The organism is Arthrobacter sp. BK1 (genome assembly GCF_056680055.1).
The window spans coordinates 2748248-2763561 of record NZ_CM155263.1; the positions used below are offsets into that span (position 1 = coordinate 2748248).

The window sequence follows — 15314 nt, forward strand, 5'->3', positions numbered from 1 at the left end:
CTTCCATATGGCCGAGGCCGTGGACGGACTCGGGCGGCCGGTTCAACGTTCCCATTTGACCACGATTGGACGCCGCGGGGGAGGGGCTCCCCTTGTTGGTGCCGGTGCTTAGCGAAAGCGGTCGACGGCGGGAAGTCCCGCCGTCGACCGCTTGGCCTGGGGTGCAATTAAGTTAGCCCGCCCCGGGGTGGCATCGGGCCGCTACACCCGCGCTTTCGCCGGGGCGCCTTCGCGAACCTGCCCGAAATCCTGGCCTTCGGGGCGGGTCAAGGTGTGCGAATCACCCTTGTGTGCCTCGAGGTCATCAAGCGACTTGCCCTTGGTATCGGGGGACAGCAGGGCGGCCAGGGCGGCGACGGCGCAGATGCCGAACGTGGTCAGCCCGATAACCAGGGGGACGTTGGTGGACCCCGGGGGAGCGATGGCGGTGAAGATGCTCGGGAAGAACGAGGCGATCATGAGGCCCAGGTTCTGCGACACCGCGAACCCTGTCACGCGGATCCGCATGGGGAACTGCTCCTGGAAGAACGTGGCGAAGGTGGCGTTCCACATCTGGAAGAAGATGCCTTGGACGATCACGATGCAGACGAAGACCAGTGCCAGGCTCCCCTGCTCGATGGCCCACAGGTATCCGCCGGCCAACACGCCGCCGCCGATGCCGCCGGCCACCATCAGCATCCGCCGGCCGATCCTGTCGGACAGTGCGCCGAAGAGCGGGATGGTCACGACTGCGGCCACGTTGGCCACGAGGGTCACCCAGAGGAATTCGCTGCTGGTGAAGCCGTTGCCGTAGCCCTCCTGGGTGGCGTAGGAGACGCCGAAGATCAGCGTTGCCATGCCGATCACATTGGTGAACGTCATGATGACACAGCGGACCAGTACCCAGGGGTGGCTGCGGACGAGGTCAGCGAGGGGGAACCGGGGCTTCGCCTTGCCCGTTTCGGTCTGCACCAGGTACGCCGGCGGCTCCTGCACGCGGCGGCGGATAATGTAGCCGGCCAGGATCACGAAGGCGCTGAGCAGGAACGGGATGCGCCAGCCCCAGGACTGGAACTGGTCGGCGGGGAGGAAGGCTGCGAGGGGAAGCAGCACGGCAGTGGCAAGGATGGAGCCCACCTGCGTGCCCTGCAGGCTGAAGCTTGCAAAGAACCCGCGCCTGGCATCGGGGGAGTGCTCGACGATCATCGCGCTGGCGCCGCCCAGTTCGCCGGCGACGGCGAATCCCTGGATCAGGCGGAGGATGACCAGCAGGATCGGTGCCAGGACGCCGACCTGTCCGTACGTGGGCAGAAGGCCGACGGCGAAGGTCGCGAAGCCCATCAGCAGCATCGCGAAGACGAGCACCTGCTTACGGCCGTGCCGGTCACCGTATGCGCCCAGGACAACCGCGCCGATCGGACGGGACACATAACCCACTGCGTAGGTTGCCAGCGAGGCGATGATGGCCACGGTCTTGTTCTCGGACGGGAAGAAGATGGTGGGGAAGATCAGCGTCGCGGCCAGTGAGTACAGGGCGAAGTCGTAGTACTCAAGTGCGCTTCCGATCCAGCCGCTCATCGCGGCTTTCTTCGGATCCCGCTGGCCGGCGCCGGCTTCGGGGATGGGGCGGCTTTCGCCGGGGATGGTGCTCATGGTAATAAATTCCTTCGTCGTCTTTGGCAAAGAACCGGAACTGTCAGTTCCGGATGGTCGACGTGACCGTGAAGGGTTCAAGAGCTGGGAAAGCCCTTTCCCTTGAATCGTTTCATCAATGGTAGGGCTGTGACCCCGATTACGTCAACGCGGCACTTGCCTGCCCCCGGACGGCATCCGTCTGCCGCGAGGTCGTGACCCTCCGGGTGGGCCGGCGGCTGTCAGTGGACATTGAGCGGCGTTCCACGCTTGAACGCAGCGCCCGTGATGCTTCGGCACTCATCGATGCGGTAGAGGAACGCAATGCCGGGTTTCTTGGAAGCCCTTAGAGGACGGCGTTGACGGGCGCCTTGCCCTCAAGCAAATTCCCGATCTGCTTCCGGATCAGCTTGACCATCCGCGGAAACATGGCCGAGCTGGCTCCACCGACGTGCGGGGTGATCAGCACTCCGGGTGCGCTCCATAAGGGGTGGCTGGCTGGCAGGGGCTCGGGGTCAGTGACGTCCAGGGCGGCACGGAGGCGTCCGGAGGAGGTCTCGGCCAGCAGAGCGTCAGTGTCAGCCACTGCGCCGCGGGCTACGTTGACCAGCAGGGCGCCGTCCGGCATGGCAGCCAGGAACCTGGCGTCCACCAACTGTTCGGTCTGCTCGCTGAGGGGCACGCTGACCACCACAATCTCGTGCAGCGGCAACTGTTCATACAGGTCGTCGATTCCGTAGATGGTCCCGGCGTCGTCTTCACGTGCCTGGCTTGCCATCCGGGTGATTTCGGTCTCGAAGGGCAGCAGCCTGGCCTCGATGGCTTTGCCTACGCCGCCGTATCCCACCAGCAGAACGCGGCGGTCGGCCAGGCTGGGGCGCGGGCTGTTGTCCCACTTTCCCGTGGCCTGATTGCGGACGAAATCCGGGATTCCCCGCTGGCTGGCGATCATCATGCCTATGGCCAGCTCTGCCGTCGAGGGCTCATGGACGCTTGCTGCGTTGGCGAAAGTGCAACCTTCGGGGAGGACTGATGCCACGCCGTCGTATCCGATGGACTGGCTCTGTATGAGCCCGATGTCCATGCCCGCCAGCGCGGCGAGGGCCTGCGGGTTGCCCATGTAGCCGGGCACCAGCAGGTCCAGCCGCCCCTCGGGTGCGGGTCCTGTGAGGTCCCAGAGGACGAATCCGACGCCGTCGATCGGCTCCAGTGCCTCCAGCAGCCTCTGGTCCGGGAGGCATACCCGCAGCCGGACCGTCATGCCGCCACGATCAGCTGCACGTCGGCCGCCTGCAGGGCCGCGGCAATCTCCGGCGGTGGCGCTGCGTCAGTCACCAGGATGTCCACTGCATCAAAGGCCGTCAGCCGGGCGAGCGCATACCGCAGCATTTTCTGACGCGTTGCCACCACGACCACCTGCTCTGCGGCGGCCATAAGTGCCAGCTTGGTGGCACGCTCCACGTCCCTTTCGATGTAAAACGCTTCATCGTGGATGCCGCTCACCCCGATAAATGCTGTCCTCGCCCGGAGCCCCTCGGCAGCGCTGACCGTCATAGGCCCGTTGAACGCCTGGCTGTCCAGCAGCAGTTCACCGCCCAGGCAGATAGTCCGGGCAGACGTCAGCTGCAGGCACCTTTGGATTGCGGGAGCCGAATGCGTGATGACGGTTCCCATAAAGGACGCAGGCAGTTCCTGCGCGATCTGGTATGTGGTGGTTCCCGCATCCAAGATGATTGCGTCGCGTTCCCCGATGAGGGCCACGCAGGCCATGGCCATACGCTGCTTCGCGGCGGCGTCCTCCCGGACACGTGCCGCGAAATCAGCGTTTTGGCCGTGACCCTCGACCGCGCTGACCCCGCCGTGGACTACCCTGACCAAGCCCAACTGGGACAAGGCCCGGGTGTCACGGCGGACAGTCATGTCCGACACTGCGAAAGTCCCCGCCAGATCTGCGGTGGAGATGAACCCTTTTCGCCCTAACTCGTCCAAGATATTCCGCTGACGTGGTGTCAGCGGCGCCTCGTCCCGTGCGATGCTCATGGCCCCCTCTTTCCTGCCCTGAGCCGACCATCGACCTGGCGGAATGTTGTAAATCCAACACGATTCTACTTACTTACGCGCGCCAACACTCGCGCCGAGCAACTCAATGGGACGCCCTTCCGTAATGGACTGCTCTGCGGCAAGACCCATCCGCACCGACTGCAGGCCATCCGCCACCGTTACGTCGACGGGGCCTTCTCCCAGGATTGCCTTGCGGTAGCCAAGGTGCTCATAGTACGTGGAACCGTGGTGCGCACCGGCGGCCAAAACCGCTTCGTCCACCGGAACCTCGTGCTTTTCCGGCCCCAGCGGCGAACGCGGGCTGAACTCGACAGTGGCCTCAGATTCATCACCCTCAATCCAGTGGCTGGCAGCCACAGGGATGAGAGTTTCGATCTTTCCGGCATCGCCAACCACAGAGATACGTTCCTGGAACTTGGATCCTTCGGCGAACATGGACAGTTCCAGCATCGCGCGTTTGCCGCCCTTGAAGTCAACAATGACGTAGGCGTTGTCGATCATGTCCGAAACGCGGCCGTCGTACACCTCGTCCATGTGGTTTACGTCGTGACCGCCGCTGGCATAGACGCGGGTGGGCTCGTCTTGCAGGATCAGGCGCATCAGGTCGAAGAAGTGGCAGCACTTCTCCACCAGGGTGCCTCCGGTCCGTTCCGAGAAGCGGTTCCAGGCATCCACCTTATGGAGGAACGGGAAACGGTGCTCCACGATGGAAAGCATGTAGATGTTGCCGAGTTTGCCCTCGTGTGCGGCCTGGATAACTTCCTGAACCGGAGGCATGTAGCGGTACTCCATAGCCACCCACACGGGCGCCGGGTAGTTTGCGGCCAGCTTTTCCAGTTCGTCCGCCTGGTCAGCGCTGGTGCACACTGGCTTTTCCACGAGGACGGGCAGGTTGGTCCCGCTGGCAAAAATGTCCTTGAGGATGGACAGATGCGTGTCGTTGGGACTGGCGATGACCAGCGCGTCCACCAGGCCCGAGGCCAGCAGTTCCTGGTGTGAGGGGAAGGTCTGCACCACATAGCCGATCTCCCTGGCGGTCTCTTCGAGGGAAGACGGCGTGGGATCGGAGACTGCGGTGATCCGGCTTCCCGGGATCAGGGCGAGGTTCCGGACGTGTTCGCGGGCCATGTGGCCGGCTCCAATGAGGCCATAACGAATGGTTCGGACCGTTTCCGCAGGCAAAGACATGTGCTGCTCCGTTTCTCTACGTTGAGTGGGGGAGGATTCGTTGCATCCCCAACATCACTATACCGAATGTGTTGTTTTTCACACATAGCGTGTGTATATTTTTTCATTACCAGCCGAACCAACAACGAGGTGGAACGTGCCCCGACCGTCATCTGAAACCCTGCTCTTCGTGGGGTGTGCCACTCTTGACTCCATCGCCCTGGTGCAGGAATACCCCACCGCTGACAGCCGCACCGTTGCTGCTGACTTTGTCACTGCGGGCGGCGGGCCGGCAGCCACAGCGGCTGTGGCCGCAGCCCGTGCCGGGGCCCAGACTGCTTTCGCCGGTGTCGTCGGTGTGGATGAGGAAGGCGACCGCATCATCAGCGGGCTTGAAGCCGAAGGGGTGGACACGTCGGCCGTTATTCGCGACGCCAACGTCAAAACCGGTGCGAGCGTGATTGTGGTCAGCCGGGCCACCGAGAGCCGGGCCATCGTCACCAGGCCCCAGCCCGCAGTCACCTTCCCCGCAGGCAGCCACTTTCACGAACTGCTGGGCGCCGCAGCCTGGGTTCACGTCGACCACTTGGGCTGGAACGCTGTAGCCCAGGCACCCAACCTGCGGATCAGCGTCGACGCCGGAAACGCTATTCCCTCCTTCACCCCGAAGGGTGTCGCACTCTACGTTCCCACCATCGAACGCCTCCGCGCCGAGTACGGTGAAGGCCTTTCCCCTGAAGCTCTCCTGCACAAGGCCATCGACGACGGCGCGTCCGCCGTTGTCGCCACGGCCGGGTCAGAGGGAGCCTGGGTCCTTGACCGCGGCGGCAGCCCGGTCCATGTCCCCGCGACGCCTGCCAACATTGTGTCCACGCTCGGCGCCGGCGACGTCTATCACGGAGCCATCCTTGCCGCCGTCGCCGCCGGGCTCCCGCTCGTGGATGCCGCCATCTTTGCAGGGCGGACCGCCTCCGCGTCCTGCGCCGGCCTGGACGGGCGCTCCATGATCCCCCGCCAGGCCATCACCCCCGTCCTTACCGCCAACCCCACCGCCTAGCTGAAAGAAGCAGCCCATGACTATCACCAATCTTTCTCCCCTGCAGCGCCCGTCAGGCGCGTTCGCCATGCTCGCCGTAGACCAGCGTGAAGCAATGCGCAATATGTTTGCCGAACACCAGGACGGGCCTGTCACCGACGCCGACCTGACCAGCTTCAAGTTGAACGCGGCCCGTATTCTCACCCCCTACGCCTCAGCGGTACTGATCGACAAGCAGTTTGCGCTGGATCAGGCCATTGAAGCCGGCGTAGTAGCGGAACAGTGTGGGCTGATCGCCTCAGCAGACCACTTCGAGTCCGCGCACGGTGAGCTGGTGGGGGAAGTCACCATCGACCGCTCGGTTGACCCCCAAAAGTACGCCGCACTGGGCGTCAAGGCGCTCAAACTGCTCGTCCTTTACCGTCCGGACCAGCCTGCTGAAGGCAGGGTCGCAATGGTCAAGGAATTCGTGGAGCGGTGCCGCACCGCAGGACTCATCAGTATCATTGAGCCGCTCTCCCGTAAGCCGATCAACGGTGGCGAGTTCGACTGGGACAAGGGAGTCATCGAGGCGGCGAAGGAACTGGGCTCACTCGGTGCGGACCTCTACAAGGCTGAGATCCCGTTCCACGGCCAGGCATCCGAGTCCGACGTCCGCGCCGCATGTGCCGAAATCACCCGCGCAGTGGATGGGCCCTGGGTGGTCCTGTCTTCGGGCGTCCCCGAGGACATCTTCCCGACGGCCGTTCGCTGGGCCTGCCTTGAAGGGGCCAGCGGTTTTCTTGCCGGCCGCGCAGTGTGGCTGTCATGCATCGGATCTGAAGACGTAGTCCAGTCGCTGGAAACGGACGCCGTGCAGCGGCTCACCCATCTCTGCGACGTTGTCGATGAAGTGGTTTCGGCCCAGCGGACCACCGCATAAGCCCACGGTCCGGCCTGGCGTTTGGGCAGGGGTGGAGCACGCAATTCACAGGTGTGGATCCCCCGCCGCCGGGCGGTGTCATAAGAATGCATTTCCCATATCAGCAGCATCAAAGTACTCAATGAGGAGAATACCGTGAGCCAGATTTCACGTAGACGTGCACTCAGCCTGTTCGGCCTTGCCGGTTTCGGCGTTGCCGCAGCCGCGTGCGCAGGACCCGGCGGGACTGTCTCGCCGACCACGGCAGGAGCCGCTGGCCCGGCCACCGGAGACATCACCGGGGAGGTTTCTTTCGCCCACTGGCGTGGCGAGGACAAGGCCGTATTTGACGAGCTCATCAAACGGTTTGTGGCCGCAAACCCGAAGGCGACCATCACCCAGGACATTTCCACCTCGAATGACTACAACGCCCAGGGCCTGCAGAAAGTCAGGGGTGCTTCAATCGGTGATGCATTCGCCACTTTCCGGGGATCGCAGTTCAAGAACTTCAACGAGGCAGGTATCTACACAGACCTGACGTCCACCAAGGCGGCATCTCAATACACGGACGAGCTGCTGGCCGCAGGAAAGAACGGGGACAAGGTTGTTGGCCTGCCCTACCAGGTGGTCTTCCCCATGCCGCTGGCGAACCTGGACCTGTTTGACAAGGCCGGCGCCAACGCCGCTCCCAAAACCTGGGATGAATTCCTGGGCACCTGCGAGTCTTTGAAGTCCGCAGGCGTAACGCCCATTTCCTGGCCCGGGGGCGACGTCGGAAACGGCGGCCAGCTCTTCAACTGCATGGTCATCAACAACGCACCCGTCGATGACATGTGTGCACAGATCGAGCAGGGAAAGCTCAAAGTCACCGATGACTGGTTCATCGCAATGCTTGAGCAGTACCGCGAACTTGCCCCTTACCTGCAGCCGAACGCAACCGGCACGGCGGTGGAGCCGGCACAGAACCTGTTCGCCCAGCAGAAAGCCGGCATGCTCGCCACCGGCTCTTACCACATCGCGGCAGTACGGAAACTTGGCGCAACGTTCCCGATGGATCTGGTGTTCCCCCAGACGACCAAATCCGGAACACCCAAATACGAAGGTGTTTACAACGCAACCTTCATCCTCGGTGTCAACTCGGCAAGCAAAGTCCAGCCAGCCGCAATGGCCTGGGTCGACTTCCTGTCCGACCCGGAAAACGCGTCGTACTACGCAAATGAGACTGCACAGCACGTCGCCGTCTCGGGCGTGAAGTACACCAACAAGGACCTGAACGTCATGAGCCCTTGGCTGGAGAAGAAGACGGCTCTGGCTCCGAGGTTCCAGTTCGAGAACCTGGACGTCCGGAACGCCGTGGAAGCCAGCGCCACTGCGGTGATCTCCGGTACGTCCCCCCAGCAGGCGGCAGAATCAGCCCAAAAGATCGTGGATGAACGGGTATGAGCGTCCATATCGGAGGGAAGGCCAAGGTAGCCAAGGCGCAAAAATCCCCTCCCGCACCGTCGAACGGTAAAGGCAAGCGCCGGTCGCCTACCCGGGTTAATCCCGTTCTCTACCTGTTTCCATTGCCCGCTGTCGTCATCATCATGTTCTTCCTGGTCCTGCCGACACTGCAGGCCTTCCAGTACGCATTGACCAACTGGAACGGTTTCTCTGCGGCCTTTGACTATGTGGGCATGGACAACTTCGCCCGCGCGTTCACCAACGATTCACTGTTCGCCAACGCCATGGCGAACAACCTGAAGTTCATGCTGGTGGTGGTGATTGCACAGACAGCATTCTCGCTGGGACTGGCGATGCTCCTGACGAAAAACTCCAGGAGCAGCGTCGCACTGAGGGCCATCTTCTTCTTCCCGACGATCCTTTCCTCAGTCTCCGTGGCATTCATCTGGAAGTTCATCTACGATCCGAACTTCGGGCTCGCGAACTCCGTGCTGGGAGCCATTGGACTGGAGGGGCTGCAGGGCGCTTACCTCGGCAACGATGCGCAGGCGCTGTACTGGGTCGCCGTTACCCAGGTCTGGTTCCACGCCGGACAGATGATGGTGGTCTATGTCGCCGGCCTGCAGGCTATCCCCAGGGAGCTGTACGAGGCCGCTGAGATGGATGGCGCCAACAAGTGGGAGCAGTTCAAAACCATCACCTGGCCCTTCGTGGCCCCTGCAACGGCAATCGTGGTGGCTTACACAACGGTTCAGTCGTTCAAGGCCTTTGACCTGATCCTCGGCATTGCAGGCAACCCGCCCAAGCAGTCGCTGGATATCCTCTCCACCCGCATCTACAGCACCTTCGCCAATTCGGACTTCGGCTACGCCGCTGCGCAGTCCATTATCTTCATGGCCATGATTGCCCTCGTCACGTGGCTCCAGCGGCGGCTCCTACGCCTTACCCAGAAGGAGGAATAGCGTCATGCTCGCCTCAATATCACGCCGCGGTATCCTCGCCATCTATACCGTCATCATCCTCGTCCCGCTGACTGTGGTCATTTTCGGCAGCTTCAAGTCCACACAGGAGCTCTTCGAAGGACCCTTCAGCGTCCCGCGGTCCCTGGCCCCAGCCAACTTCGCTGAGGTTATCGGCGGCCAGGACATGGGCCAGTCGTTTATGAACAGCGCCATCGTCACCATCATCTCGGTGCCCCTGACCCTGTTTCTCGCCAGCCTCGCCGGTTACGCCGTGGCAAGGATCAAAGGATTCTGGTCCGCTGCAATCTTCGGCTTCCTCGTTCTGGGCATGGCCATCCCCGCACAGGCCAACATGGTGCCGCTCTACGTACTCTTCGGCCGCCTCGGGCTCCTTGACAACCTCGCCGGCCTCGTCCTGGCAAACGTCGTCTCAACACTGCCGATCGCTGTCTTCATTCTGGGAGGCTTCATGAGGACGCTTCCCAAGGAGCTGTATGAGGCATCATCCATCGACGGCACCGGCCCGTGGAAGACCTACTCTTCGATCGTGATGCCGCTTTCCACGCCCTCCCTGGCCGCGGCAGGCATCTTCCTCTTCGTGATCCACTGGAACGAGCTGCTGTATCCGCTGCTGTTTATCCAGTCACCCGAAAACAGGACGCTGCCGCTGGCTCTGCTCAGCTTCCAGGGAGAGTTCCAGACCGACTACCCGCTGCTGTTCTCGGGCGTCATCCTGGCATCACTTCCAGTTGTTGTGGCTTACATCTTCCTGCAGCGCTACTTCGTCGCCGGAATCACCTCGGGAGCCTCCAAGGGATAAGCGACGAAGGCATAACGCGGTAGGTGTTACTGCCAACGGCGTAACACCTACCCGCCCATAACAACGGCCGTCAACAAAATACCGGGGGACCGCCCCGACGCCCTGGAAATCCAGAAAAGAGAACAAACACGTGAACCTGAAAGAAGCCCAGCACCTCGTCAACGGCAGCTGGTACGCCGGCGACGAGGGCAAGGACGTCATTGATCCAGGCAACGGCGATGTCGTCGGCCAGGTCTCATGGGGAACTGCAACAGACGCCGCTGCAGCAGCCGACGCTGCCGCGGCTGCCTTCCCGTCATGGTCCCGGTCCACGGGACGCGGCAGGGCAGACCTTCTTCGAAACGCTGCAGACCTGCTGGCAGAACGCAGGGACGAGATCGCCCTCGTGCTCGCCCTGGAAGCGGGCAAGAGACTTCCCGAAGCCCAGGGCGAAGTGGATTTCTCCGTCGAGTATTTCCGCTGGTTCGCCGAAGAATCCCGCCGCGCCACCGGCACCATACGCCCTCCCGAGATGGGCGGCCGCAGGCACATGTCGGTGCGGAAGCCTATCGGTGTGGCACTGAGCCTCACGCCATGGAACTTCCCGGTATCCATCCAGGCCCGCAAGCTGGCTGCCATGCTCGCTGCCGGCTGCACGGTAGTTGGCCGGGTCTCGGAAAAAGCCCCCCTCGCAGCGACTGGCCTGTTCGAGGTCCTTGTCGACGCCGGATTCCCTGCCGGGGTGGTCAACCTGGTTCACGGACCCTCGCGGGAAACAACGGCCGCCCTGATGGAGCACCCTGCCGTCAGGGCCGTCAGCTTCACAGGATCAACCGGTGTCGGCGCTCAAATCATGGGACAAGCGTCCAGCCGCATTATCCGACCTTTGCTGGAGCTCGGCGGAAACGCCCCGTACATCGTTTTCGACGACGCCGACCTGGACCTGGCCGTGGACGGTGCGGTTCTCGGACGGTTGCGGAACACCGGCCAATCCTGCGTCGCCGCCAACCGGTTCCTGGTGCAGGAAGGGGTCGCTGAAGAGTTCACTGCGCGCCTGGGGGCACGCTTCGATGCCATGAGTATCGGTCACGGGGCCCCCACCGACGGTTCTGACGTGCCGGACCTTGGACCTGTCATCGACGCGGACCGGGTAGCAGCAGTCAACGCCCTGATTGATGACGCGATCGGCCGGGGTGCCCGCCGCGTCACCACCAGGACAGAAGTCCCAACCGGCGGTTCCTTCGTTGCACCGACGCTCCTGGCAGACGTCCCGGCTGATGCACGCCTGATCACCGAAGAGGTCTTCGGTCCTGCGGCCGGTGTTGTCACCTTCTCGGATGAGCAGGACGCCATCGATAAGGCGAACGCCACCGAAATGGGACTGGCAGCCTATATCTGGACAAAATCAGCCAGGCGCGGATGGGACCTTCCGGAACGGATCGAAGCAGGAATCGTCGGCGTGAACGATCCCCTGCCCTCAGTTGCCTACGCTCCCATGGGCGGGGTCAAGCAGTCCGGGCTCGGCCGGGAAGGTGCCGATCTGGGCATGGAGGAGTTTGAGGAGGTCCAGTACGTGGCCTGGAAGCCGTAATGACCACAACTGTCCTGGTGCTGGTTTCCGTCTTTGTGGGCGCAGGAATGCAGCGCTTCACAGGAATGGGCTTCGCTTTGGTGGCCGCGCCGTTTCTTGTTCTCCTTCTGGGGCCCGTTGAAGGCGTCATCCTGGTCAACCTGTGTGGCGCGGTCACCGCGGGCGCAATCATCTTCAGGGTCTTCCGCGACGTGAACTGGAAAACCTACGGCGTGCTGACCGCTGCCGCGGTCCTCGGCATCATCCCCGCCTCGTTCGCTGTGAGGATGGTGCCGGCCGCGGTCCTGGAAATCGGGATCGGTGTCCTGCTGGCAGCAGGACTGACCGTTCTCCTGGTCATGCGGTCAGCGCAACTGCCTCCCAAACGCCGGTTCCTATGGACCGCAGGGGTTTTGAGCGGATTCATGAACACCTCTGCCGGCGTCGGAGGGCCGGCCGTCAGCATCTACTCGCTGGCAACCAGGTGGCCGCACCGCTCATTCGCAGCAACGATGCAGCCGTACTTCTTCACCATCGGTTCGCTGTCCCTGGTGGCCAAGGCGGCAACCACACCGGATCAGTTTCCCGATATCCCCTGGCAGATGTGGGCCGCGATCGCGGTGGCCTGCCTGGTTGGTCTTGGAGTCGGCGAACTGTTTGCCAAGCGCGTTTCACCCAGGATCGCCCAGATAGTCCTCATTGTCATTGCCTACCTGGGAGCCGCCGCCACGATCATCCGCGGCGTGCTGGACGCTGTCGCCTGACCCCGCGCCGGCGCCTTAGCCCCGCACTATCGACAGGACGCGGTCCCGGATGCGCTCCATGGCCGCGCGGTCAGTGGCTTCAACGTTGAGCCGCAGGAAGGGCTCGGTGTTGGACGGGCGCAGGTTGAACCAGTAGCTGCCGTCGTTTGCCGTGAAGGTGCTTCCGTCCATGGTGTCGATCGAAATGTCCTCTGCGGCGAACTCTGCCCGGACCCGCTCAACGGCTCCCGCCTTGTCCTCCACCTCGGAGTTGATCTCACCGGAGCTGACGTAGGGCTCGTATTCGCGGCCCAGCTCGGACAGGGGACCGTCCTGCTCAGCCAAGGCAGCCAGGACGTGCATGGCCGCGAGCATCCCGGTGTCCGCGTTCCAGAAGTCGCGGAAGTAAAAGTGCGCTGAGTGCTCGCCGCCGAACACCGCGCCTTCCTCCGCCATGACTGCCTTGATAAAGGAATGGCCAACACGCGTGCGGACCGCACGCCCGCCGTCGTGCTCCACCAGCTCAGCCACGGCGCGCGAGGTGAGCAGGTTGTGGACGATTGCCGGAGTTTCCTCGCCTTGGGCCTTTGCCCGGGCAATTTCCCGCCGGGCAACCATGCCGGTGACGGCCGACGGCGAGACGGAGGCGCCCTTTTCGTCCACCACAAAGCAGCGGTCGGCATCGCCGTCGAACGCCAGGCCGATGTCCGCACCATGCTCGATCACAGCAGCCTGCAGGTCCCGAAGGTTCTCCGGCTCCAGCGGGTTGGCAGGGTGGTTGGGGAAGGAGCCATCGAGCTCGAAATACAGGGGAACGATGTCGAACGGCAGCTTGGGAAGCAGCGCGTCACCCAGGACGGCGGGGGTTGTCAGGCCGGCCATGCCGTTGCCTGCGTCCACTACCACCTTGAGCGGACGCGAACCGGAGAGGTCCACCAGCGTGCGAAGGTACTCGGCGTAATCCTTGAGGACGTCCCGTGCGCCGATCCGGCCGGCGTCTCCCGCCGCGGGGATGGAGCCGGCGTTGAGGTACTGCTCTGCGAGCCGCTTGATGTCCTCAAGGCCGGTCTCTGACGAAATGGGAACGGCGCCGGCCTTGGACATCTTAATGCCGTTGTAGCCGGCGGGGTTGTGGCTGGCGGTGAAGACGGCACCTGCAAGGTTCAGGAAACCGCACGCGAAGTACAGCTCGTCGGTGGAGATCAGACCCAGCAGCTCAACATTCGCGCCGCGGGTGGCTGCCCCGTTGGCGAAGGCCTCGCTGAACTCGGGCGAGGAGGGGCGCATGTCCCCGCCCACCAGGATGGTCTTGCCCTGGAGCTGCAGGACGTCCACGAAAGCGGCGCCTACGGCTTCGACGATTTCGGCAGTAATGGACTCCCCGACGATGCCGCGGACGTCGTACGCCTTGAAGGCGGCCGAGAGATCAAAGGTCGTTGTCTGTTCGCTGGTCATTCGCATTATCCTATGTCGGCCGGGGCAGGGCCCCGGCATGGTTAAGGCCCGGTTCCGGGCAACCGGGGTGGTTGCAGGAACGCGGGCAGAAGGTCTGTATTAGTGCAGCCGGTGGATTCATCCAACGGGCACGGTCCCGCAGAAGGCCTGGTCAGGGGCCTTCCGCGGGACCTCGATGTCAGCGTGAGACGGGGATGTCAGCGGGAGACGGGTTCCTTGACTTGCGCGGTTGCATTAAGCCGTTCGTCCAGCAGGCCTGCAGCGACTGCCGGAGCAAGCCCCGGCGCCAGCGGAAGGCGTGGGACCACCAGGCAGTGCCACAGGTGATAGATGTCCGCCTTGCCTGACCATACGGTGGACGTGACATTGCCGTTTTCGTCGAGTTCCTGCTTCCAGGAGCCGTGCTCGTAGTCGATGAACCAGTCGCGGGCGTGGTCCCAGATCCGTTCGTACCAGTCGGCATATTTCTTTTCGCCGGTGGCTATGTAGAGGGCGGCCGCGCCCCCGATGGCCTCGGCCGGGACCCAGCGGATGCGGGTGGTGACAACGGGCTTGCCTTCCCAGTCCACGGTGTAGACAAATCCGGGGTGACCGTCCGGCTGCCAGGCGTCGCGGATGGCGGCATCGAACAGGCCACGTGCGTCCTCGAGCAGCCAGGCCGGGACTTCCAAATCGCGGGACTCGAGCCCGGCACGGAGGTGGAGGAGCAGGCGCGCCCACTCAACCCAGTGGCCGGGGGTTCCGCCATACGCCCTGAACTGGCTCGCCCGGTCGTCCGTGTTGTACTCCGGCATCGGGTTCCACTCCGGGTCGAAGTGCTCGAAGACCCGGTAGTTGTTGTTGCGCGCGAACTTATGGATCAGCACCTCGGCGATGTGGAGGGCACGTTCGAGCCAGCGGTTCTGCCCGGTCACATCGGCGACGATGAGGTACGCCTCGACTGAATGCATGCTTGCGTTCCCGCCACGGTAGGCCTCGGTTACCGTGAAGTCACGGTTCCATGAGTCGAAGCACATGTTGGCCTCGTGGTCCCAAAACTTCGTGTCCGCGATACGAAGCGCCTCGTCGAGGAGTTCCCGGGCTCCGGGGCGCCCTGCAGCAACGGCGCTGGCAGCGGCGAGAAGCACGAAGGAGTGCTGGTAACCGGACTTTGTGTCGTTTACCGGGCCGTTTTCGTCGACCTCGGAGTACCAACCGCCGAATTCATCATCGTGAAAGGCTCCGTTGAGCGCGGCAATGCCGTGATCGGCGAGGGCCCCGCAACCCGGGCGTCCCATCAGGGCGCCCACAGCGAAGCTGTGGACCATCCGGGCGGTAATCCAGAGATGGGTCGGCTTGTCGGCAAAGACCACGCCGTCGTTGTCCAGCCAACCGAAGCCTGTAGAAACTTTTGAACCCGCCGCGAAATTGATCAGGCGATCTGTTTCCGCCTCGAGCCATCGGGCGTGGGCGGCACTGTCCAGCCACGTCATGTTGTGTCCTCTCGCAGTCTTTGCAGCCGCTGAAAAGCGACCTGTTCCGATCTTAACGCCAAATGGGGGAATCCGACCAGTAAAAGTTGGAATT

General features: G+C 63.1%; 13 protein-coding genes. 7 read left to right on the forward strand and 6 right to left on the reverse strand.

Annotated features, from left to right (window positions below; all coding sequences use genetic code 11):
• Nucleotides 1-201: 201 nt before the first annotated feature.
• From AC1MCA_RS12500 to AC1MCA_RS12515, 4 genes are all read right to left on the reverse strand, one after another.
• Nucleotides 202-1632 carry an MFS transporter gene (locus AC1MCA_RS12500; protein WP_479797703.1) on the reverse strand — a complete coding sequence of 477 codons (1431 nt, stop codon included), beginning with the start codon at nt 1630-1632 and terminating at the stop codon, nt 202-204.
• Nucleotides 1633-1957: 325 nt separating this feature from the next.
• Nucleotides 1958-2872 carry a 2-hydroxyacid dehydrogenase gene (locus AC1MCA_RS12505; RefSeq protein ID WP_479797705.1) on the reverse strand — a complete coding sequence of 305 codons (915 nt, stop codon included), beginning with the start codon at nt 2870-2872 and terminating at the stop codon, nt 1958-1960.
• Nucleotides 2869-3651: a DeoR/GlpR family DNA-binding transcription regulator gene (locus AC1MCA_RS12510; protein WP_479797707.1), complete on the reverse strand. Its 783-nt coding sequence runs from the start codon at nt 3649-3651 to the stop codon at nt 2869-2871. Before AC1MCA_RS12510 ends, AC1MCA_RS12505 begins: the two co-directional genes overlap by 4 nt.
• A 69-nt stretch (nt 3652-3720) precedes the next feature.
• A complete protein-coding gene (locus AC1MCA_RS12515) occupies nt 3721-4860 on the reverse strand; it encodes a Gfo/Idh/MocA family protein (protein WP_479797709.1) in 1140 nt (379 codons plus the stop codon).
• 136 nt (nt 4861-4996) lie between these two features.
• Here AC1MCA_RS12515 and AC1MCA_RS12520 point away from each other — a divergent pair, with 136 nt between their 5' ends.
• The 7 genes from AC1MCA_RS12520 to AC1MCA_RS12550 all read left to right on the forward strand — a co-directional run bounded on the left by AC1MCA_RS12520 (nt 4997) and on the right by AC1MCA_RS12550 (nt 12314).
• Complete coding sequence (locus AC1MCA_RS12520; protein ID WP_479797711.1) at nt 4997-5896, forward strand: carbohydrate kinase family protein; 900 nt, start codon at nt 4997-4999, stop codon at nt 5894-5896.
• A 16-nt stretch (nt 5897-5912) separates the two neighbouring features.
• Nucleotides 5913-6797 carry an aldolase gene (locus tag AC1MCA_RS12525; protein WP_479797713.1) on the forward strand — a complete coding sequence of 295 codons (885 nt, stop codon included), beginning with the start codon at nt 5913-5915 and terminating at the stop codon, nt 6795-6797.
• A 135-nt stretch (nt 6798-6932) separates the two neighbouring features.
• The gene (locus tag AC1MCA_RS12530; protein ID WP_479797715.1) at nt 6933-8219 is read left to right on the forward strand and encodes an ABC transporter substrate-binding protein; all 1287 of its coding nucleotides are present in this window, start codon (nt 6933-6935) and stop codon (nt 8217-8219) included.
• Nucleotides 8216-9181 carry a carbohydrate ABC transporter permease gene (locus AC1MCA_RS12535; RefSeq protein ID WP_479797717.1) on the forward strand — a complete coding sequence of 322 codons (966 nt, stop codon included), beginning with the start codon at nt 8216-8218 and terminating at the stop codon, nt 9179-9181. The genes AC1MCA_RS12530 and AC1MCA_RS12535 overlap by 4 nt, the downstream gene beginning before the upstream one ends.
• Nucleotides 9182-9185: 4 nt before the next feature.
• Nucleotides 9186-10001, forward strand: coding sequence for a carbohydrate ABC transporter permease (locus tag AC1MCA_RS12540; protein ID WP_479797719.1), 816 nt, complete (start codon nt 9186-9188; stop codon nt 9999-10001).
• Nucleotides 10002-10131: 130 nt separating this feature from the next.
• Nucleotides 10132-11571 (forward strand): NAD-dependent succinate-semialdehyde dehydrogenase, encoded by a 1440-nt coding sequence (locus AC1MCA_RS12545; protein WP_479797720.1) that lies wholly within the window; start codon nt 10132-10134, stop codon nt 11569-11571.
• The gene (locus AC1MCA_RS12550) at nt 11571-12314 is read left to right on the forward strand and encodes a sulfite exporter TauE/SafE family protein (RefSeq protein WP_479797723.1); all 744 of its coding nucleotides are present in this window, start codon (nt 11571-11573) and stop codon (nt 12312-12314) included. Before AC1MCA_RS12545 ends, AC1MCA_RS12550 begins: the two co-directional genes overlap by 1 nt.
• A gap of 15 nt (nt 12315-12329) precedes the next feature.
• On the opposite strand, the gene AC1MCA_RS12555 is transcribed toward AC1MCA_RS12550, so the two are convergent.
• Together AC1MCA_RS12555 and AC1MCA_RS12560 are read right to left on the reverse strand one after the other, a co-directional pair.
• A complete protein-coding gene (locus AC1MCA_RS12555) occupies nt 12330-13748 on the reverse strand; it encodes a phosphomannomutase/phosphoglucomutase (RefSeq protein ID WP_479797725.1) in 1419 nt (472 codons plus the stop codon).
• A 197-nt stretch (nt 13749-13945) separates the two neighbouring features.
• A complete protein-coding gene (locus AC1MCA_RS12560) occupies nt 13946-15220 on the reverse strand; it encodes an AGE family epimerase/isomerase (RefSeq protein ID WP_479797727.1) in 1275 nt (424 codons plus the stop codon).
• Between the last annotated feature and the right edge of the window lie 94 nt (nt 15221-15314).